Raw genomic sequence first — 20,755 nt, 5'->3', positions numbered from 1 at the left:
CTGCGCGGCTGGAAACAATAACCGGCCCACTGGCGTTCTCAGAAGCCAGCCCCCTGTCCATTGGAATGCACACAAAGAGAACATAGCTATGAAACGGATTCTTCTCGGTACTCTCTTCACCGCTGTATCCATCAACGCCATGGCTCAGGCGCCAGGCGGTCCGGATTGCGGTTGGGGCAACATGCTGTTCGAAGGTCAGCGTGGCACCCCGGCACACTTCCTGGCATCCACCACCAACGGCACTTCCGGTAACGCAACGTTCGGTATGACCTCCGGTACCAACGGTTGCTCGACCAATGCGTCGCTGACCTACGGCGGCAAATCCTGGATCGCCATGAATGGCATGATGAACGAGCTGTCCGAAGACATGGCCAAAGGTCAGGGCGAAGCGCTGACCACTTACGCCGTGGTACTGGGCGTGGCGCCGGAAGACCGTGCGCACTTCGCCGCTGTGACTCATCAACATTTCCAGCAAATTTTCAGCAAAGCTGACGTGACCGCTGATGACGTGCATACCAACACCCTGGCCGTGCTGAAAAGCGACCCTCGTCTGGCCAAGTACGCTACTCAAGCTTAAGCTCGAACGCACCCCGCTTCTTCCGAGAAGCGGGTTTTGTTTTTTTTGACCCGCCCCTTTTTGGGTAATGTTGCTGATTGCAGGAGCTGGCTTGCCAGCGATGGTCGTTAACGATAAGGCGTGTTTACTGGATAAACACAGCGCCTTTGAAACCTTCGCTGGCAAGCCAGCTCCTACAGTCATACGGCACCCGCCACGCGGGGTCTTTGTTTCTTTCGGCTTAAGTTGCTCACTATGCTCAAACGCCTTGCCTGGCTGGCGCTCTGTTTTTGCGCCCCGCTGTCCGCCGCGCCACACATCGACAATCAACGTTTGCAGCAACTGGCCAACGACCCCTTCTGGATTTCCCTGGGGCATTACGAAACCGCCAAGCTCGGTGGCTGGCGTAGCTATGTCAGCGACAAAAAGTTCTTTCTCGCCCCCGATGGCAACGAACATCCCGACCGCGAACTGGCGGCGACCGTGCAGGCACTGTATGCCCCGGCCAGTGCCGGCGAGCAGCATGCCCAATGCGTCTATCCGGCCCGCACCCGCTGGCTCAAGGCGCAACTTGAGCTGAGCGATCTGCCGATGCCGGACTGTGCTGAGTTCAAGCAATGGTTCAAGGACGTTTCGCCCCACAGCGCGGTGATGATTTTCCCGGCGGCCTACCTGAACAGCCCGTCGTCAATGTTCGGCCACACCCTGCTGCGCATCGATCAGGCCAATGTGCAGAGCGACAAGACCTCGCTGCTCAGTTATGCGATCAACTTCGGCGCCTACATCGAAGGTTCGGACAACAGCCTTCTGTACGCCTGGAAAGGCTTGATGGGCGGCTATCCCGGGTTGTTCGCGCTGGTGCCGTATCAGGAAAAACTCTCGGAATACCGCAGCCTGGAGAACCGCGACCTGTGGGAATACCGCCTGAACCTGACCCAGCAGGAAACCGAGCGCATGGTCGAGCATGTCTGGGAACTCAAGCAGATCCAGTTCGACTACTTTTTCTTCGACGAAAACTGCTCCTACCGTCTGCTTGAACTGCTGCAAGTGGCGCGGCCAAACCTGCATTTGACCGAGCAGTTCCCGTTGACGGCCATCCCCACTGACACGGTCAAAGCGGTGAAAGAAGCCGGGCTGGTGGAATCGATCGAGTATCGACCGTCCCGCGAGCGTGAACTGCTAAGCCGTGCCGAGCCGTTAACTTCTGAAGAACAGGATTGGGTGCTGAAAGTCAGCGCCGATCAGAAGCAATTGCAGGCCCCGGCGTTCAAGGCCCGACCTCGCGACCGTCAGGCGTTGATCATCGATGCGGCTTATCGCCTGGAGCGTTATCGTGCCAATGGTCAGGAGCGTGACCCGCAACGGGCCCAACGCAGTTTCGAATTGCTGCGCGCAATCAACCAAAACCCGCCCCCGGAACTGGACATTGCGCAGCCCGGCTTGCCCGAGAATGGTCATGAATCCCGCACTTGGCAGGCCGGCATCGGCACCCGCGGCGACAAGGCATTCGGAGAATATGGCCTGCGCATGGCCTATCACGATCTCAATGACAATATGGAAAGCTTCCCTCTCGGCGCACAAATCGAAATTCTGCAGATGAAGCTGCGTCAATACGAAGGCAATGACTGGCAGTTACAGCAACTGGATCTGGCGACCATCCGCTCGCTAACGCCTCGCAATCAATTGTTGCAGCCGCTGTCGTGGCAAGTCACTGGTGGCCTTGAGCGCGTACCGGGCAAGCATGATGACGAAACCCTGGTCAGCCATGTCAACGGTGGCGGCGGCGGGACCTGGCAACTGGGTGAGGATATGCTCGGTTTCGCCTTGGGCACCGTGCGTGTTGAGCATAACAACGACTTCGCGGCCTTCATTGCCCCGGCGGCGGGCTTTAACAGCGGCTTGCTATGGAAAAACCCGCTGGGTAACTTCAGCCTGGAAGCCAAGGGCGATTACTTCACCAATGGCGAGGTGCGCCGGAGTGTGAGCCTGAATCAGCAGTGGGAACTGTCGCGAAATCTGGGTGTACGCCTGACTGCCCAACGCGAATTCAGCCACCTGGCTTCGCCCGAAAACGAAGTGATGCTTGAGGTGAAGTGGTATCACTATTGATCGTTGCTTAACCGCAAAAGATCGCAGCCTTCGGCAGCTCCTACAGGATCACATGTAACCGCGCTTTTTGTAGGAGCTGCCGAAGGCTGCGATCTTTTGCCCTTTCTTTCACTCCCCAGCGACGAATCTACTTCTAGACTTCTCTTATAGACCGGCTCGGCTAATGGCTTGCGTCAGTGCCAGGCCATTGGGACGAGCGCGAACGGACCTGGCGACAAGAGAAAGACCGGGACGCCGCGCGAGCCTATCGCTCGCAATAAGTCGTTTACAGACATTCGTCGAAACTTAAAGCCTGTGACCATGGCCCAAATCCTATAACGGGAGAACAGCATGAGCCGTGCCTTCGTCAATGAAGATAACGCTGCCGAGCAAGCCGATCTGCCAGTCGAACGGCAGGTCAGCGCGCAGCCCAATTACGTCACGCCCGCCGGGCTGGAGCAGCTTCAGGCGAAAGTCGCCGAGCTGCAAAAACTGCTTGATCAGGAAAGCGCCAAAGGCGAACTGGCCGATAAGCAGCGCCAGGCCGACCTCGATCGCGACTGGCGCTACTTCAAACATCGCCTGCAAAGCGCTCAAGTGGTCGCGCTGGCCTCCTCGGCCGAGAAAGTGCAGATCGGCAACTGGGTGACCTTTGCCGACGAACACGATCATCAGCAACGCGTGCAATTGGTCGGAGAAGACCAGGCGGATGCCGCCCATGGCTTGATCAATTGGAGTTCGCCGCTGGGGCGAGCGTTGCTCGGGGCGCAAGTAGGCGATGAAGTGTTGTGGAAACGGCCGGCGGGGGATTTGGTGATTGAGGTGTTGACCATAGAAATCGGGTGAATTCGATGACGCCTTCGCGGGCAGCACCGCCCCCTGTAGGAGCGAGGCTTGCCCGCGAAGGCCGCACCACGGCCTTACTGAACGCCCATAAAAAACGGAGCCCCGAAGGCTCCGTTTTTTATCCAACCAACCTGAAATCAGGCCAGTTTCTTGTGCCGTACCCGGTGCGGCTGGGAAGCCGCTTCGCCGAGGCGTTTCTTGCGATCGGCTTCGTACTCGGTGTAGTTGCCTTCGAAGAACACGGCTTGCGAGTCGTCTTCATACGCCAGGATGTGAGTCGCGACGCGGTCAAGGAACCACCGATCGTGGGAGATCACAATGGCGGCGCCCGGGAAGTCCAGCAGGGCTTCTTCCAGGGAGCGCAGGGTTTCAACGTCGAGGTCGTTGGACGGTTCGTCGAGCAGCAGGACGTTGCCGCCCTCTTTCAGGGTCAGGGCCAGGTGCAAGCGACCACGCTCACCACCGGACAGGTCCTTGACGAACTTCTGCTGATCGCCACCCTTGAAGTTGAAGCGACCCACGTAGGTGCGCGACGGGATTTCGTAGTTGCCGATGCGAATCTGATCGGAACCGTCGGAGATCTGCTGGAACACAGTCTTGCTGCCATCCAGGTCTTCACGGTTCTGATCGACGCACGCCAGTTGCACGGTTTCGCCGACTTCGATGGAGCCCGAATCCGGCGTTTCCTTGCCCATCAGCATACGGAACAGGGTCGATTTACCGGCACCGTTACCGCCGATCACGCCAACGATGGCGCCTTTAGGCATGGAGAACGACAGGTTGTCGATCAGCACGCGATCGCCATAACCCTTCGATACGTTCTTGAACTCGATGACCTTGTCGCCCAGGCGCGGACCGGCCGGGATGTAGATCTCGTTGGTTTCGCTGCGCTTCTGGAATTCCTGCGATTGCATTTCTTCGAAGCGTTGCAGACGAGCCTTGGATTTGGACTGGCGGGCTTTGGCGCCTTTGCGCACCCACTCCAACTCTTCCTTCATGGCCTTTTCGTGAGCCGACTGCTGCTTGGATTCGGCCGCCAGACGGTCGGACTTGGCTTCGAGCCAACCCGAATAGTTGCCCTCGTAGGGGATACCGGCGCCGCGGTCGAGTTCGAGGATCCAGCCGGCGACGTTGTCCAGGAAGTAACGGTCGTGCGTGATCGCAACCACGGTGCCCGGGAAATCGTGCAGGAAGTGCTCCAGCCAGGCGACGGAATCGGCGTCCAGGTGGTTGGTCGGTTCGTCGAGCAGCAGCATGTCCGGTGCGGACAGCAGCAGGCGGCACAGGGCCACACGACGCTTTTCACCACCGGACAGGAATTCGACCTTGGCATCCCACGCTGGCAGACGCAGCGCATCAGCGGCGACTTCCAGTTGGCGATCCAGGTTGTGACCGTCGCTGGCTTGCAGGATGGCTTCGAGCTTGGCCTGTTCGGCTGCCAGTTTGTCGAAATCGGCATCCGGCTCGGCGTAGGCCGCATAGACCTCGTCCAGGCGCGCCTGGGCGTCCTTGATCACGCTGACCGCTTCCTCGACCACTTCACGAACGGTCTTGGTCGGGTCCAGGATCGGTTCCTGTGGCAGGTAGCCAATGTTCAGGTCCGGCATCGGACGGGCTTCACCGTCGAACTCGGTATCGACGCCGGCCATGATTTTCAGCAGCGTGGACTTACCCGAACCGTTGAGGCCGAGTACGCCGATCTTGGCGCCGGGGAAGAACGACAGCGAAATGTTTTTCAGGATTTCCCGCTTCGGCGGAACAACTTTGCCCAGCCGATGCATGGTGAAGACGTATTGAGCCATGGAGAACCTAGGGTCAGTGACTGATGAATTAAAGCGCGGGCGAAGCCCGGGCCAGGCCATGCGCAGTGCAAGCGATTGATTAATCTCAATACCGGCGCGCGGAAAAAGCCTGAGTTTAGGAGCTGGAACGCTCCCGCGTAACCGGCAAAGCTACCTGATTGATAGAAGGCAGTCCAGCCGAGCGGGGGCTGGCACTTCGCCACAACTCAAGGCATGCTAGCCGCCCTTTGGGCGTCCGGCTTATAGTGCACGTCGCGTCAGTCCAGCCAAACCGCAGGATTACAGTTTGTCCAATGTTTCTCCGCCATCGTCCGCGAGCGCACTCAATCCTGCGACCGGCTCGCCCCTGCGCGGAACCTTGAAGGGTGCGCTGGCGGCCCTTGTGCTGTTGCTGCTCGCACTGCTGTTCTGGCAACTGCTGGATCAGCTTCGCGAAACCCAGAAAAACCAGCGCCAGTACACCATCGACTACTCCGCCGATCTGGCTGCGCAAGTCAGCCTGAACATGGCGCTCAATGCCCAGATCGCCCTTAATCTGCTACCGATCATCGAACAACCACAAAGTCCCGACGAACAGCAGGCGTTGCTGCGCAAACTGCAACAATCGCTGCCCGACCTGCGCAGCCTGGCGCTGCTCAGTCCCTCCGGAAAAATCCTCAGCGACAGCGCCGCCGACAGCCAGGACGCCAATTACCTGAGCGAACTGGTCCAGCGCAGCCACGCCCAGGCCCACTATTTCAGCAATGCCGATGACGGTTCGGTGGTGCACCTGCTCCTGCATCAGGGCAGCGGCAGCAGCCGCGGCTATTGGGTCCTGCGCCTGACGCCAACGTTTTTCTCCTCACTGACCAAACAGGGCGACGTCGGCATCCGCCCCCAGTGGCTGGTGGAAAACCGCATCAATCATCAAATCATCAGTCGCGATGACGCCCAGCCCTCGGGCAAACCGGCCGTGCTGACATCGGATGAGCTGGCCAACAGCGTGCTGACAGTCCCCTTGAGCAGCAGTGATTGGCAACTGCGCGGGTTGTTCGACCGGCAACGGGTGATCGAACAACTGCTGCCGGCGTTCATCGGCAAATGCCTGCTGGGCCTGGCCCTCTCCTTGTTGCCATTCATCGCTCTACTGAACATTCGTCGCCGTCAACGCCAATTGCATGAGGGCCGCCGACGCTATCAGGACATTTTCGAAGGCACCGGCGTTGCGCTGTGCGTGCTGGACCTGTCCGGGCTCAGAAGCATCTTCGACAAGGCTCAACTCAATAGCAGCGAGCAGCTGAAGGCCTGGCTCCAGACATCAGAGCAACGCCAGCAACTGCTGCAGGAACTGCGCATCACCGAGGTCAACCAGGTCGCCCTGCAACTGCTCAACGTCAATTCCTGCGATCAAGCCTGGAAATTGCTGATCGACGGCTACCCATTGGACTGCACGGCCATTGGCAATCAAGTGCTCGAAGCGGTGCTGCACCAGCAGAAACAGCTTGAGCTGGAAATCAAACTCCAGGACGCCAATGGCCGCGACCAGCATCTGTGGCTGGTGCTGCACCTGCCGGAAGATCAGGCCGACTACAAGGCGGTAATCCTGAGTATCAGCGACATCACCAGCCGCAAACTCATCGAGTTGTCGCTGCTGGAACGTGAAGGGTTCTGGTCCGACGTGGTACGCACCGTGCCGGATCATCTGTATGTGCAGGATGTGATCAGCCAGCGGATGATCTTCAGCAACCATCACCTGGGGCAAACACTGGGTTACAACCGCACCGAACTGCACCAGATGGGCGAGTATTTCTGGGAAATCCTGTTGCACCCCGAAGATGCCGACTACTACCACCGATCGCGCCAGTCCCAGCGCCATGCCGGCTACACCCAATTGCTGCAATGCCAACTGCGCTTCCGTCATCGCAACGGTAAATGGCGGCGTTTCGATATTCGCGAACAAGCCCTGGCACGAGACAAACACGATCAGGTCACGCGCATCATCGGCGTGGCCAAAGACATCACCGAGCAGATCGAAGCCAGTGAGTCTCTGCGCGACAGCGAGCAGCGTTACCGGATGCTCGCCGAAAGCATCAGTGATGTGATTTTCTCCACCGACAGCAAACTGGCGCTCAATTACGTCAGCCCCTCGGTGCTAGCCGTGCTGGGCTTCGACGCCGACTGGATATTCCAGAACGGCTGGCAATCGACCATCGCCAACCCGCAACAACTGACCGGCATCTACACCCTGATGGACCGGGTCAGCAAAGCGCTGGATAAACCCGAACAACTGGCGCTGCTGCGCGGTCAGGTGCAGACCCAGCTATTTCTGTTCGACTGCCTGCGCGCCGACGGACGCAAGATCCCCATCGAGTTGCGTCTGGTGCTGGTCTGGGACGAGCAAGGTGCCTTTGAAGGTGTGCTCGGGGTCGGTCGCGACATCAGCCAGCAACGTCGGGCCGAAAAAGACCTGCGCATGGCGGCCACGGTATTCGAGCACTCGACCTCGGCAATTCTGATCACTGACCCGGCCGGCTACATCGTCCAGGCCAACGAGGCTTTCAGTCGCGTCAGCGGCTATGCGGTGGCCCAGGTCCTCGATCAGTTGCCGAACATGCTCACCGTCGATGAGCAGCAGGAAGCTCATCTGCGCTATGTGCTCAAGCAATTGCATCAGCACAGCACCTGGGAAGGCGAAGTCTGGCTCAAGCGACGCAATGGCGAGCATTACCCGGCCTGGGTCGGGATTACGGCGGTGCTCGATGATGAAGGCGATCTGGCCAGCTACGTGTGTTTCTTCAGTGACATCAGCGAACGCAAGGCCAGTGAGCAACGGATTCATCGCCTCGCCTATTACGATGCACTGACCCATCTGCCCAACCGCACACTGTTCCAGGATCGCCTGCACACCGCGCTGCAATCGGCTGAACGGCAGAAGTCCTGGGTGGTGCTGATGTTCCTCGACCTGGACCGTTTCAAGCCGATCAACGACTCCCTGGGCCACGCCGCCGGCGATCGCATGCTCAAGGAAATGGCCACGCGCCTGCTGGGTTGCGTCGACGATGACGACACCGTGGCGCGCATGGGCGGCGATGAGTTCACGTTGCTTCTGCAACCGCGGGTCAACCGCGAGATCGCCCTGAACCGGGCGATTCATGTGGCCGAACAGATCCTCGCCAGCCTGGTGAAACCGTTCGTGCTGGAAGGCCGCGAGTTTTTTGTCACTGCCAGTATCGGTATTGCCCTGAGCCCTCAGGACGGCAGCGAGCTCAGTCAGTTGATGAAGAACGCCGACACCGCGATGTACCACGCCAAGGAGCGCGGCAAGAACAACTTCCAGTTCTATCAGGCGGACATGAACGCCAGCGCCCTGGAGCGTCTGGAGCTGGAAAGCGACTTGCGCCATGCCCTGGAGCAAAACGAGTTCGTGCTGTATTACCAGCCGCAGTTCAGCGGCGACGGCAAACGCCTGACCGGTGCCGAAGCCCTGCTGCGCTGGCGCCACCCGCGACGCGGCCTGGTGCCCCCGGGGGATTTCATTCCGGTGCTCGAAGAGCTCGGGCTGGTGGTGGATGTCGGCGACTGGGTGATCGGCGAAGCCTGCCGTCAGCTCAAGACCTGGCATCAGGCCAAGGTGCGGGTGCCGAAAGTTTCGGTGAACATTTCGGCTCGGCAGTTCTCGGACGGGCAGCTTGGCACACGGATCGCTACCATCCTCAAGGAAACCGGTCTGTCGCCGGCGTGCCTGGAGCTGGAGTTGACTGAAAGTATCCTGATGCGCGAAGTCAGCGAGGCGATGCAGATCCTCGCCGGATTGAAAAACCTCGGCCTGAGCATTGCGGTCGATGACTTCGGCACTGGTTATTCATCGCTCAACTACCTCAAGCAATTCCCGATCGACGTGCTGAAAATCGACCGCACCTTCGTCGATGGCCTGCCCTCGGGCGAACAGGATGCGCAAATTGCCCGGGCGATCATCGCCATGGCCCACAGCCTCAATCTGGCGGTAATCGCCGAAGGCGTGGAAACCCATGAGCAGCTCGACTTCCTGCGTGAGCATGGTTGCGATGAGGTTCAGGGGTATCTGTTCGGCCGACCGATGCCGGCGAGTCGGTTTGAGGCGCAGTTCAGTAATGATGCGCTCTTCATGCTTGATTGAACGCTGACTGACGCTGTCAACGTCGCTTGAACACCGCACTCATTTCATGCACTTGCACAGGCTGACCGGGCTCCTCGATACGTGCCGACAGGGCGGGCAATGTCGCCTCTCCAATGGCACGCGACTCGGCGCCAAAATTAGCGGTGATGCGAGTTCCATCTGCAAACGTCGATTGCTGTAGCACGCGATCCTCGGATAACACCTCGAAATCCATCATCGCCACTGAATATAGCCGTTCATGCAGGGGGCGGAAGATACGGTCATAAGCCGCTATCAGGGGCACGTCGCGCTTCATGACTTCATCGGCCAGGTGGTACAGCGGCGGAACCATGTACAGCAGTTGCATGAGAGCCGTCGCCTCCAGCTCATTGGCGAATTTCAACGAGCCGTATTCCCAGTGGTGAGTCGTCACCACGCTGTCATGCAGGGCAATTTGATAAAGGGGCAGGCGAAACTGTGGCGAACGCACGTAGCGCGCAATGGTGGGCTTGAGCGTCACGGGATTGAAATACAGGCTGGGGGTCTCGTCGGGCCAATAACGCCCTCGATAGAACGGTGAGCGTGGATCCTTCATATCAGGATCCATCCAGGCAAAGGGCTGGGTCGTCATGCCGTGGGCAAAGGCAAACTGTGGCACATACCAGGACAACCCGCCTTCCGTTCCGGTGACCTGTCCCAGCTTTTCGGTCGGATAAGCCAGCCTGAGGCGGACCTCCTGACTATCTTGCGCCTCACTGGTCTCTCGGCCCGGGGTATAGTCCTCAAGCGGTGGGCCGGCCCCGTCCACATCCAGAAAATAACTGTTGAGCCCGGCATTTTTTACGATGGCATCGATGCGCTTCAGCGCATAACTGTGAGCAGCACGCGCACTGACGTAGACACCTCGACCGGCAAAACCCGTGACGAGTTGCCCGCTCTCATCCAGGTAACCGGCCTTCGCCAGCTCATCGCCCATTTGCGCGGTAGACCAGGTCGCCTTGAAATCGGAGGGGTGCGCGCTGCCATAACTGTCATAAACCCCCACCAGATAACCCGCAGCCTTCGCCTTCTCGACGGCTTCGGGGTGCCAGAGCGCCGAGCGCCATTCGTTGGTACCCAGCCAGGCACGGCTCAAACCGGCAGATTGCAGCGCCTGAACCAATACGGTCGACAAACCGCCGCCCCAATCTTGCTCAGGAGCCAGCAAGGGGCCAAAGGCCTGATTCATCGCAGTTTTCATTTCTCGGGCCCAAAGGACCTCGCCGCCGGGATCATGACCTCCCGGCAAAGGCGTTACGACGGGGCGGGCGATCACCTTCAACAATGCCCCATTGAGAGCACGAACCACCTCACGTTTGAGCCACGGCTCGACATTACCCTCGCGCTTGGCGGATGCCTTGAATGCGGTTTCGAAGTTTTTCCGAGCCTCGGCATCGAACGTTTTCCACAATTGGCCCGCCAGTTGCGCCGGATCGCTTTTCTGGCGCTGGAACTGCTCCACAAACGCACGCCATTGAACAATGTCCGTAGTTTTCAACGGATCGGCGCCCCACAAATAGATGTGGGGCGCGCCCCCCAGCTTGGCAACTTCGGGCGTTCGGGCAATCTTGTCATTCAAGGAAACAAAAGCCCCCTCGGCCTGTAGCCATTGCCGGTAACTGCGCGCCCCCGCCAGTGGATCCTCCGGCCCGACCACTATGCGCAAGGTATAGGCGGCATCCAGCGACAAAGGGGAAAACCGGTGGGTAAATGCCGGTCGCGGGCGTTCTGCCTTGCGTTCAACATGGAAGGTGGTGTTCAAGGGTGTTTCAAGCAACCAGGTAATCGAGCGCCCCTCCCGCAACTCGGTCCAGAACGGCATGGAGAGAATGCTCAAAACGCTTTCCGGTTCATATCGACGCACCAACCAGTCGAGCCACCCGGAGTCGTCGGCAGGCACATAACTGCCCTCGCCAAAAGGAAAGGCATAGGCCTTGATGGCCCCGGGATCAGCGGTCTGCGGCCAGTTCAACACTGAAGCACGTTGCGAGAGGATGGAGACCCGCAATGCACTGTCCTCGACCTTGGCTGTAACCTTGTAACGCTCTTCGCCAACGATAATCTGCCACTGCCCCTTGGCCAACGACTCAATGGTCGCGCCGCTGAATGCCGGGGAGACCAAGGCCATTGGTTGCCCGTTCGCAGGAGTGAGCGAAACGGCCAAGGTATCCGGCTCGATCGAAAATTGCCCGGCAGGACTGTCCAGCAACACGGGAGTAGCCGCCCAGGCTCGCTCGACCGCCAATGCCATGCAGGCAAATACAATCGCCCATGCAAACGCTATCCAGCGGCAAAGGGAAACAAGCTGACGCGTTGCAGGCAGTTGATCGGTGATGGTCATGGCCCTTGCGCTTTATGGTTAGCGAAGATCATTTTTCGTCGATTCAAGCCTCTTCCGGGATACATCCCCCAAGGCCCCCCAGAGAGCGGATAGTGCCCGATAGGGCTACGCGTCTTATCGATCATTTTGTATCCACGCTTTTCGAGGCCGGTTTGAGGGGGTGATTCAACGGCATGAACACCACTTGTCTGCGACATGATGTCCTTTCATATGCCATCTAAAAGCGGTTGGGTTAGAATGCCCCCCTTTTCTGCCCCGATCCTTGAGGACCGCCATGTTCAGCCGTGATTTGACTATTGCCAAGTACGACGCCGACCTTTTTGCCGCCATGGAGCAAGAAGCTCAGCGCCAGGAAGAACACATCGAGCTGATCGCTTCGGAAAACTACACCAGCCCTGCGGTGATGGAAGCTCAAGGCTCGGTACTGACCAACAAGTACGCCGAAGGCTACCCGGGCAAGCGCTACTACGGTGGTTGCGAGTTCGTCGACGTGGTTGAGCAACTGGCCATCGACCGTGCCAAAGAGCTGTTCGGCGCCGATTACGCCAACGTTCAGCCACACGCCGGTTCCCAAGCCAACAGCGCCGTTTACCTGGCCCTGCTGCAAGCGGGCGACACCATCCTGGGCATGAGCCTGGCGCACGGCGGTCACCTGACCCACGGTGCCAGCGTTTCGTCCTCCGGCAAGCTGTACAACGCCGTTCAGTACGGTATCGATGCCAATGGCCTGATCGACTACGACGAAGTCGAGCGCCTGGCGGTTGAGCACAAGCCAAAAATGATCGTGGCCGGTTTCTCTGCTTACTCGCAGATCCTCGACTTCCCGCGCTTCCGCGAAATCGCTGACAAAGTTGGCGCCTACTTGTTCGTCGACATGGCTCACGTGGCCGGTCTGGTCGCCGCTGGCGTCTACCCGAACCCGGTTCCATTCGCTGACGTCGTGACCACCACCACCCACAAGACCCTGCGCGGTCCACGTGGCGGCCTGATTCTGGCTCGCGCCAACGCCGACATCGAGAAGAAGCTGAACTCCGCGGTATTCCCGGGCGCCCAGGGTGGCCCGCTGGAGCACGTGATCGCTGCCAAGGCGATCTGCTTCAAGGAAGCGCTGCAGCCTGAGTTCAAGGCCTACCAGCAACAAGTGGTGAAAAACGCCCAGGCCATGGCCGGCGTGTTCATCGAGCGCGGTTTCGACGTGGTGTCGGGCGGTACTCAGAACCACCTGTTCCTGCTGTCGCTGATCAAGCAGGAAATCTCCGGTAAAGACGCCGACGCCGCACTGGGCAAAGCGTTCATCACCGTGAACAAAAACTCGGTACCGAACGATCCACGCTCCCCGTTCGTCACCTCCGGTCTGCGTTTCGGTACGCCGGCAGTGACCACTCGCGGCTTCAAGGAAGCAGAGTGCAAAGAGCTGGCCGGCTGGATCTGCGACATCCTGGCTGACCTGAACAACGAAGCGGTGATTGACGCCGTTCGTGAGAAGGTCAAGGCCATCTGCAAGAAGCTGCCGGTATACGGCGCTTAATTGCCCCGCTAAACCGCAGTAATGAAAAACCGGCCAGTGATGGCCGGTTTTTTTTCGTCCGCGTTTTTTTCAAATAATGAAAAGGCTCAAGGTCGGGGCATTGCGTCCAACTGGTAAGACCGGTCATGCCAATTATTCAAAATATGCTTGCGATCACCCAAAAACAGCGCCTAGACTGCGCCTGCACTGGACATACCGGTAAGACCACAATAATTAAGTCCTGAATCTGATGCGCCTCGCGCACGGCAGCCAGGACACCGACCAGGATTCCTCCCATGCTCAGATGGTGCTCGCGTTCAATCTTCCTTCAAGTGGTTCTCGGACTGGTGCTCGGCATCGTCTGCGGGCTGACCCTTCCCGAATATTCCGCCCAGCTCAAACCCCTCGGCGACGGTTTCATCAAACTGATCAAGATGCTCATTGGCTTGATCGTGTTCTGCGTAGTGGTCAGCGGTATCAGCGGCGCCGGCGACCTGAAGAAGGTCGGCCGCATCGGCCTCAAATCAGTCATCTATTTTGAAATCCTGACCACCATCGCCTTGGTGATCGGCTTGGTGTTCGCCTTCACGACCGGCATCGGCAGCGGCGCGAACATTCATCTGGATCAGCTCTCCGCCGCGGACATTGGCGATATCGCCCAGCGCGGGCAGCACATGCACACTACCACCCAGTTTTTGATGGGTCTGATTCCGACTTCGGTGATCGGTGCCTTCGCGGAAAACAACATTCTGCAAGTCCTGTTGTTTTCGGTGCTGTTCGGCAGTGCGCTGAATCTGGTGGGCGAAGCGGCGTCGGGTATTTCCCGATTGATCAATGAGCTGAGCCACGTGATCTTCCGCATCATGGGCATGATCGTGCGCCTGGCGCCGATCGGCGTGTTCGGCGCCATCGCTTTCACAACCAGTAAATATGGCCTGGATTCGCTGCAGCACCTGGGCAGCCTGGTCGGCCTGTTTTATCTGACCTGTGTGGCCTTCGTGACATTGATTCTCGGCCTGGTGATGCGGCTTTCAGGCCTGAAGATGTGGCCGTTGCTCAAGTACCTGCGCGAAGAATTGATGATCGTCATGGGCACCGCTTCCTCCGACGCCGTGCTGCCACAAATCATGCGCAAGCTTGAACATCTGGGCATCGGCAGTTCCACGGTCGGGCTGGTGATTCCGACCGGATACTCGTTCAACCTTGATGGTTTTTCGATCTACCTGACCCTGGCCATTGTGTTCATCGCTAATGCCACCGGCACGCCGTTGGCCATGACCGATTTGCTGACAATTTTGCTGGTGTCTCTGATCACTTCCAAAGGCGCCCACGGGATTCCCGGTTCTGCGCTGGTGATTCTCGCCGCGACATTGACGGCGATCCCGGCGATTCCAGTAGTAGGCCTGGTGCTGGTGTTGGCGGTGGACTGGTTCATGGGCATCGGCCGGGCGCTGACCAATCTGATCGGCAATTGCGTCGCCACCGTGGCCATCGCCCGCTGGGAGAAGGACATCGATATCCAACGGGCGAACAAAGTGCTTTCTGGTCAGGTGGGTTATACCTTCCAGCCGAGAAAACCCGTTGCCCCGGCGCATCAGCAGGAATTTTGAATAATCGCCGTGCCTGTCTGAGGGCAGGCACGGTCATCAAACGTTATGGATGCTCATGGAGCGAACAGTGATTACCTCGTCGACCGTTGTAAATTCAGTCGTAGAAAAACTTCGGGCCGCGCTGGCCCGTGGTCAGTGGCGCTCCGGCGAAATGCTGCCGGGGCAACGTGAATTGGCCGAACAACTGGGCATCAGCCGCCCGAGCCTGCGCGAAGCAGTCATCGTGCTGGAAACCCTCGGGCTGGTGCGTTCCATGCCGGGCAAAGGCGTTGTGGTGCTGGAGGCCAACCTCAGCGACAGCCAAAGCCACGACAGCGCGGTAGCCGGGGCCAGCCTGGAAGACGTGCTGCAACTGCGCTACACCCTCGAACCCTTCATCGTCGGCTTGGTGGCGCAGTCCATCAGCAGCAAAGAAGTCGGACAACTACGTCTGACCCTGATGGACATGCGCGAAGCCCTTGAGGCCAACGACAGCGAGGCTGGCGTGAATGCCTACATCGCGTTCCACGAGGAGCTGTTCGCCCTGACCTCGAACCCGATTTTCCAGAGCGTGGTGCAGCAGACCAGCAATGCCCTCAAGCAAAGCGCCGACGTGCTGCGCAATTCGCCGGAGCATCTGGCTGAACGCCTTGAAGAAAACGAAGCCGTGGTGCGTGCCATCCGCAGCAAGAACAGCGCCCAGGCCAGCGCCGAGATGCGTCGGCACATCCTTCGCGAAGGCCAGCGGATGGGCATCGAATTGAACATCCCGGACGACCACCTCGGCAGTTGAACCCCTCTTCGAACTGGAGACAGGCCATGAACAGCTTCGCCTCACCACAGATATTCACTGCCCTGCCCTTCTCCCGAACGGACACCGGGAAACCGCCAGCGGATGATCTCTATTCACGGATCTTCGACGCCATTCTCGAACAGCGCATCCATGCAGCCAGTCGTTTTACCGAAGAAAGCCTGGCGCAGATGTTCAGTGCTCGACGCAGTGACATTCGCGGCGTGCTGACGCAGCTGTCCCATCAGCAGATCATTATCCTTCGGACCCATCATCGTCCCCGAGTCGCCGCACCCGATGCCGAACAGACTAGACAGACGCTGCATGCCCGACGACTGACCGAAATCATGTTGGCTCGACTGGCCTGCCAGCAGCCTCGTCCGCAGGACCTGAAACGCCTGCGCGCCTTGATTAATAGCGAGCGCCAATGCACGGCGCGTGGTCCGGCCATTCGATTGTCAGGGGAATTTCATCTGCAACTGGCCGAAATGGCGGGGAATGCACCGTTGGCGCATTTTCTTGGCACTCTGGTGCCACTGACATCGTTGGCGATTGCGCAGTTTGATACGCAGGCGGAAGGTTATTGCGCCTGGCAGGAGCATGAAGGGATTTTGAATGCGGTTGAGTACGGGGATGTGGCAATGGTAGTGACGTTGATGACCCGGCATCTTGATCATTTGGAAGAGACATTACTGAACTCAGAACCGGTATCTAGCCGAAATCGTGTTGCCGGTTAGATCGCCTTCGCGGGCAAGCCTCGCTCCTACAGATGATCGGATGACCCACACTCAACTGTAGGAGCGAGGCTTGCCCGCGAAGACGTCATCATTGACGAACACAACGTTTCAATCCGCCGCGACCCGCGCAAACCCCTCACGAATCTTCTCTTCCGGCAAATCATCGGCAATGAACACGATCACGCTTTCGCGTGTTTCATCATCAGCCCATTCCGTATCCCAGTCGAAGCCGTACAACTTCAAGACCCCCTGAAACACCATGCGCCGCGGCTCGCCAAGGATGTTCAAAACACCTTTGTAGCGCAGCAGTTGCTTGCCATGGTCTTCCAGCAGTTCGTTCATGAACTCGCTGAGCTTGTCGATATCCAGCGGCTTGTCGGTGCGCAACACCAGGCTGGAGATACGGTCGATGGACGGCGCCTTGCTCACTGGACGCAGACTCATTCCACCGCCGAGATCGGCATTGAGATTGAAGCCGCGCACGTCGAGCAACTCGGCCAGGTCGATCTTGCCGTGGTCGACCAAGCGAATCGGCGCGCGACGGTTGATGCGGGTCAGACGCTCGCTAAGGGCGGTGAAGGTCGGCTCGTCCACCAGATCGCGTTTGCTCACCAGCAAGCGGTCGGCAAAACCGATCTGCGCCTGGGCGATGGTCTGGGTCAGGTGATGTTCAGCATGTTTGGCGTCGACCAGAGTGATGATGCCGTCGAGGATGTAGCGCTCGCGCAGCTCTTCGTCGATGAAGAAGGTTTGCGCTACTGGGGCCGGATCGGCCAGACCGGTGCATTCGATGACCAGACGATCGAAGGCGATTTCGCCACTGTCCAGGCGTTCGAGCAGCAGGTACAGCGCCTTGGTCAAATCGGTGTGGATGGTGCAGCAGACGCAGCCGTTGGACAGCGTCATCACTTGCACCGGCTCGTCGCCCAACAGTTGGGTGTCGATACCGGCATCACTGAATTCGTTTTCGATCACGGCGATTTTCAGGCCGTGCTCGGCTTTGAGTAGGTGGCGCAGCAACGTGGTTTTGCCGGCGCCTAGAAAGCCGCTAAGGATCGTGACAGGAATTGGGGCTAACAAGATAAGGTCTCCCGGACGCAAAAAAACTGTAGGAGCCCGGCTTGCCGGCGAAGGCGTCCTGAAGATCGCCATCGCCGGCAAGCCGGGCTCCTACAGTGGTGTGTTGCCTAAACCGCGTGCATTAACAGCACTTCGGTCCACCCTTGCCACCGTAACGGGCTTCCTGACGCTCGCGAAAGAACATCTCATAGCTCATCACCGGTTTGTCCGGGTGTTTGGTTTGCATATGCTCGACGTAGTTGTCGTAGTCGGGCATGCCGACCATCAGGCGCGCGGCCTGACCGAGGTATTTACCGAGGCGACTCAGGTCATTGAACATGGTGCAATCCTCAGGTTACGCATCCGGCTGAGCCTGGAACGGCGATTCTTTATCCGTACGTTCTTTGGTACCCCAGGCGGCAATGCCGACCTTGAGCGCATAGAACAGGATACTGAACACCACGAACAGGAACAGCGCCGTCAGCGTTGCGTTGGTGTAGGCGTTGTAGATTACATGCTGCATCTGCTCGATGCTCTTGGCCGGGGCCAGAATCTGCCCGTTGGCCAACGCATCGCTGTATTTCTTCGCCAGCGACAGGAAGCCGATCGCCGGGTTGGCGTCGAACAGCTTGATGAAGCCTGCTGTGGTGGTGCAGATCAGCAGCCACACCGCTGGCAGCATGGTCACCCAGACGTAGCGTTGGCGTTTCATTTTGATCAGCACAACGGTTGCCAGCATCAGCGCGATTCCGGCCAGCATCTGGTTGGAGATGCCGAACAGCGGCCACAAGGTGTTGATCCCGCCCAATGGGTCGATCACGCCTTGATACAACAGATAACCCCACATCGCCACGCAACCGGCGGTGGCGATCAGGTTGGCGGTCCAGGACTCGGTGCGTTTGAGCGCTGGCACGAAGGAGCCGAGCAAGTCCTGCAGCATGAATCGACCGGCACGGGTGCCGGCGTCGACCGCGGTCAGGATGAAAAGCGCTTCGAACAGGATCGCGAAGTGGTACCAGAACGCCATGGTGTTTTCGCCCGGCAGCACACTGTGCAAGATCTGCGCGATACCGACCGCCAAGGTCGGCGCACCGCCGGCACGGGCCAGAATGGTGGTTTCACCGATGTCCTTGGCCACCGCTTGCAGCGCTTCCGGGGTAATCGCGAAACCCCAGCCGCTGACAGCTTGTGCCACAGCCACCACGTCACCGCCGACGACCGCTGGCGGGCTGTTCATGGCGAAGTACACGCCCGGCTCGATCACCGAAGCGGCCACCATGGCCATGATGGCGACGAAGGATTCCATCAGCATGCCGCCATAACCGATGTAACGGGCGTTAACCTCGTTATCCAGCAGTTTCGGTGTGGTGCCGGAGGAGATCAGCGCGTGGAAACCGGACACTGCGCCACAGGCAATGGTGATGAACAGGAACGGGAACAGACCGCCCTTCCACACCGGCCCGGTGCCGTCGATGAACTGGGTCAATGCCGGCATTTTCAACTCGGGCATGGTGATCAGAATGCCGATCGCCAGCGCAACGATGGTGCCGATCTTGAGGAAGGTGGACAGGTAATCGCGCGGGGCCAGAATCAGCCAGACTGGCAACACCGCCGCGACAAAACCGTAGCCAATCAGCATCCAGGTGATCTGGACCCCGGTAAAGCTGAACGCCTTGGCCCACACCGGGTCAGCGGCAATCTGCCCGCCCAGCCAGATCGAACCCAGCAGCAACGCCACGCCGATTACCGAGATTTCACCAATGCGCCCCGGGCGGATGTAGCGCATGTAAATGCCCATGAACATCGCGATCGGGATGGTCGCCATCACCGTGAAAATCCCCCACGGGCTTTCGGCCAGGGCCTTGACCACGATCAGCGCCAGCACCGCGAGGATGATGATCATGATCAGGAAGCAGCCAAACAGCGCGATGGTCCCGGGGATGCGGCCCATTTCTTCACGGACCATGTCGCCCAGGGAACGGCCGTTGCGGCGGGTGGACAGGAACAGGACCATGAAGTCCTGAACCGCACCGGCCAGCACGACGCCGGCAATCAGCCACAGCGTACCGGGCAAGTAGCCCATCTGCGCCGCCAATACCGGGCCGACCAGTGGCCCTGCGCCAGCGATGGCTGCAAAGTGGTGACCGAAAAGGATGTGTTTGTTGGTCGGTACATAGTCCAGACCGTCATTGTTGAGCACGGCAGGTGTAGCCCGACGCGGATCGAGTTGCATCACGTTGTTAGCGATGAACAGGCTGTAGTAGCGATACGCGACCAGATAAATGGCCACCGCGGCAACCACAATCCACAAGGCATTGATCGCCTCGCCTCGGCGCAATGCCACTACGCCCAGGGCGCACGCTCCCAGGATTGCCAGCAGCAGCCAGGGTAGGTGGCGTAGCAGGCTATTATTATTTTTCATTTTATGATTCCAGCCAGAGTGGACAAGAAAGACAGCCATCCGGAGTTTAGCGCTACTGACGGCAAAGGCCATCCCCGACATTGATCCAAGACCCGTCTTGGCTGGCAGGCTTCAACAATGCGGGTCTATAGTCAGCGGACATTCAGAGGATTGCGCCATGAGTGACCACCCTGCTGATCGCCGCCGCTTCAAACGTATTGCGTTCGATGCCCGAACCGAGCTGAGCCAGGGGGAATTCATCTGGCCGGTGAAGTTGATCGACTTGTCGCTCAAGGGGCTGCTTATCGAGAAGCCCGAGCCGTGGCTGGGTAATCCAGACTGGCATTTCCTGGTTGATATTCATCTTAACGAAGACGTCGAGATCAAGATGGATGTGATGTTGACCCACGATGACCATGGTCAACTCGGGTTTGTCTGCAAACACATCAGCCTGGAATCGATTGAACGCCTGCGGCGGTTGATCGAGTTCAACCTGGGCGATCCGCAAGAGCTGGAGCGGGAGCTGGGCGCACTGATCGAAATCTGAAGACTCGACGCAATACCTGTGGGAGCCGGGCTTGCCCGCGATGGCGATTTTAATCCCACCACAAATGTCGACTGACAAACCGCTATCACGGCATGGGATCTACACATCTCTTGAGCTACAGAGATTCACTGCCGGTGCTTGGTGTTTGGTGTTGGGTGTTGGGAGTACATATCCATTTCTGCGGTCACGGCCGCTTAAGGTTCCGCTCTTACAGCCAGCCCTTTCAAGGTCTTCGTTTAGAATCCCCCCAAAACTCCAGTCAGGGTGACGAAAACGATGTGGGCAGAAGTTCTAGCGCGGTTTGAAAAAAAGGCACCGGCCAGTGTCATGGTCAAGTTG

14 protein-coding genes are annotated in these 20,755 nt (G+C 58.8%); 9 read left to right on the top strand and 5 right to left on the bottom strand.

Annotated features, from left to right (window positions below):
- Nucleotides 1-88: 88 nt before the first annotated feature.
- The 3 genes from CKW20_RS27440 (at nt 89) to CKW20_RS27425 (ending at nt 3,490) form a co-directional block, all read left to right on the top strand.
- A complete protein-coding gene (locus CKW20_RS27440; protein ID WP_007901840.1) occupies nt 89-577 on the top strand; it encodes a DUF3015 domain-containing protein in 489 nt (162 codons plus the stop codon).
- A gap of 234 nt (nt 578-811) precedes the next feature.
- Nucleotides 812-2,665 (top strand): DUF4105 domain-containing protein, encoded by a 1,854-nt coding sequence (locus CKW20_RS27435; RefSeq protein WP_095055687.1) that lies wholly within the window; start codon nt 812-814, stop codon nt 2,663-2,665.
- A gap of 330 nt (nt 2,666-2,995) precedes the next feature.
- Entirely contained in the window at nt 2,996-3,490 is a 495-nt protein-coding gene (locus CKW20_RS27425; RefSeq protein WP_095055686.1) for a GreA/GreB family elongation factor, read from the top strand.
- A 137-nt stretch (nt 3,491-3,627) separates the two neighbouring features.
- Here CKW20_RS27425 and ettA read toward each other — a convergent pair whose 3' ends face one another.
- Nucleotides 3,628-5,292: an energy-dependent translational throttle protein EttA gene (ettA, locus tag CKW20_RS27420; protein ID WP_095055685.1), complete on the bottom strand. Its 1,665-nt coding sequence runs from the start codon at nt 5,290-5,292 to the stop codon at nt 3,628-3,630.
- Between the two features lie 286 nt (nt 5,293-5,578).
- Between ettA and CKW20_RS27415 the strand changes: the two genes are divergently transcribed.
- The gene (locus tag CKW20_RS27415; protein WP_095055684.1) at nt 5,579-9,427 is read left to right on the top strand and encodes an EAL domain-containing protein; all 3,849 of its coding nucleotides are present in this window, start codon (nt 5,579-5,581) and stop codon (nt 9,425-9,427) included.
- Nucleotides 9,428-9,443: 16 nt separating this feature from the next.
- On the opposite strand, the gene CKW20_RS27410 is transcribed toward CKW20_RS27415, so the two are convergent.
- Nucleotides 9,444-11,786, bottom strand: coding sequence for a glycoside hydrolase (locus tag CKW20_RS27410; RefSeq protein WP_095055683.1), 2,343 nt, complete (start codon nt 11,784-11,786; stop codon nt 9,444-9,446).
- Nucleotides 11,787-12,060: 274 nt separating this feature from the next.
- On the opposite strand from CKW20_RS27410, the gene glyA reads away from it, so the two are divergent.
- The 4 genes from glyA to CKW20_RS27390 all read left to right on the top strand — a co-directional run bounded on the left by glyA (nt 12,061) and on the right by CKW20_RS27390 (nt 16,409).
- Nucleotides 12,061-13,314, top strand: coding sequence for a serine hydroxymethyltransferase (glyA, locus tag CKW20_RS27405; protein ID WP_008008672.1), 1,254 nt, complete (start codon nt 12,061-12,063; stop codon nt 13,312-13,314).
- Nucleotides 13,315-13,589: 275 nt separating this feature from the next.
- The gene (locus CKW20_RS27400; protein WP_095055682.1) at nt 13,590-14,903 is read left to right on the top strand and encodes a C4-dicarboxylate transporter DctA; all 1,314 of its coding nucleotides are present in this window, start codon (nt 13,590-13,592) and stop codon (nt 14,901-14,903) included.
- A gap of 67 nt (nt 14,904-14,970) precedes the next feature.
- Complete coding sequence (locus tag CKW20_RS27395; RefSeq protein ID WP_048396477.1) at nt 14,971-15,675, top strand: FadR/GntR family transcriptional regulator; 705 nt, start codon at nt 14,971-14,973, stop codon at nt 15,673-15,675.
- Nucleotides 15,676-15,701: 26 nt separating this feature from the next.
- A complete protein-coding gene (locus tag CKW20_RS27390; RefSeq protein ID WP_095055681.1) occupies nt 15,702-16,409 on the top strand; it encodes a GntR family transcriptional regulator in 708 nt (235 codons plus the stop codon).
- A gap of 108 nt (nt 16,410-16,517) precedes the next feature.
- On the opposite strand, the gene yjiA is transcribed toward CKW20_RS27390, so the two are convergent.
- From yjiA to CKW20_RS27375, 3 genes are all read right to left on the bottom strand, one after another.
- A complete protein-coding gene (gene yjiA / locus CKW20_RS27385; RefSeq protein ID WP_095055680.1) occupies nt 16,518-17,489 on the bottom strand; it encodes a GTPase in 972 nt (323 codons plus the stop codon).
- 121 nt (nt 17,490-17,610) lie between these two features.
- Nucleotides 17,611-17,808 carry a YbdD/YjiX family protein gene (locus tag CKW20_RS27380; RefSeq protein WP_007895266.1) on the bottom strand — a complete coding sequence of 66 codons (198 nt, stop codon included), beginning with the start codon at nt 17,806-17,808 and terminating at the stop codon, nt 17,611-17,613.
- A gap of 15 nt (nt 17,809-17,823) precedes the next feature.
- Nucleotides 17,824-19,890, bottom strand: coding sequence for a carbon starvation CstA family protein (locus CKW20_RS27375; protein ID WP_095055679.1), 2,067 nt, complete (start codon nt 19,888-19,890; stop codon nt 17,824-17,826).
- Nucleotides 19,891-20,047: 157 nt separating this feature from the next.
- On the opposite strand from CKW20_RS27375, the gene CKW20_RS27370 reads away from it, so the two are divergent.
- Nucleotides 20,048-20,416: a PilZ domain-containing protein gene (locus CKW20_RS27370; protein WP_048396474.1), complete on the top strand. Its 369-nt coding sequence runs from the start codon at nt 20,048-20,050 to the stop codon at nt 20,414-20,416.
- The last annotated feature ends 339 nt before the right edge of the window (nt 20,417-20,755 follow it).

The sequence above is a fragment of the Pseudomonas sp. Irchel s3b2 genome (assembly GCF_900187445.1).
Lineage (GTDB): Bacteria > Pseudomonadota > Gammaproteobacteria > Pseudomonadales > Pseudomonadaceae > Aquipseudomonas.
This window is presented reverse-complemented; position numbering and strand designations above follow the sequence as displayed.

Excerpts from the sequence above, each read along its gene's own strand:
- ettA (WP_095055685.1), bottom strand. The coding sequence starts at position 5,292 with ATGGCTCAATACGTCTTCACCATGCATCGGCTGGGCAAAGTTGTTCCG.
- CKW20_RS27440 (WP_007901840.1), top strand. The coding sequence starts at position 89 with ATGAAACGGATTCTTCTCGGTACTCTCTTCACCGCTGTATCCATCAAC.
- CKW20_RS27400 (WP_095055682.1), top strand. The coding sequence starts at position 13,590 with ATGCTCAGATGGTGCTCGCGTTCAATCTTCCTTCAAGTGGTTCTCGGA.
- CKW20_RS27380 (WP_007895266.1), bottom strand. The coding sequence starts at position 17,808 with ATGTTCAATGACCTGAGTCGCCTCGGTAAATACCTCGGTCAGGCCGCG.
- CKW20_RS27390 (WP_095055681.1), top strand. The coding sequence starts at position 15,702 with ATGAACAGCTTCGCCTCACCACAGATATTCACTGCCCTGCCCTTCTCC.
- CKW20_RS27375 (WP_095055679.1), bottom strand. The coding sequence starts at position 19,890 with ATGAAAAATAATAATAGCCTGCTACGCCACCTACCCTGGCTGCTGCTG.
- CKW20_RS27410 (WP_095055683.1), bottom strand. The coding sequence starts at position 11,786 with ATGACCATCACCGATCAACTGCCTGCAACGCGTCAGCTTGTTTCCCTT.
- CKW20_RS27425 (WP_095055686.1), top strand. The coding sequence starts at position 2,996 with ATGAGCCGTGCCTTCGTCAATGAAGATAACGCTGCCGAGCAAGCCGAT.
- glyA (WP_008008672.1), top strand. The coding sequence starts at position 12,061 with ATGTTCAGCCGTGATTTGACTATTGCCAAGTACGACGCCGACCTTTTT.
- CKW20_RS27435 (WP_095055687.1), top strand. The coding sequence starts at position 812 with ATGCTCAAACGCCTTGCCTGGCTGGCGCTCTGTTTTTGCGCCCCGCTG.
- CKW20_RS27370 (WP_048396474.1), top strand. The coding sequence starts at position 20,048 with ATGAGTGACCACCCTGCTGATCGCCGCCGCTTCAAACGTATTGCGTTC.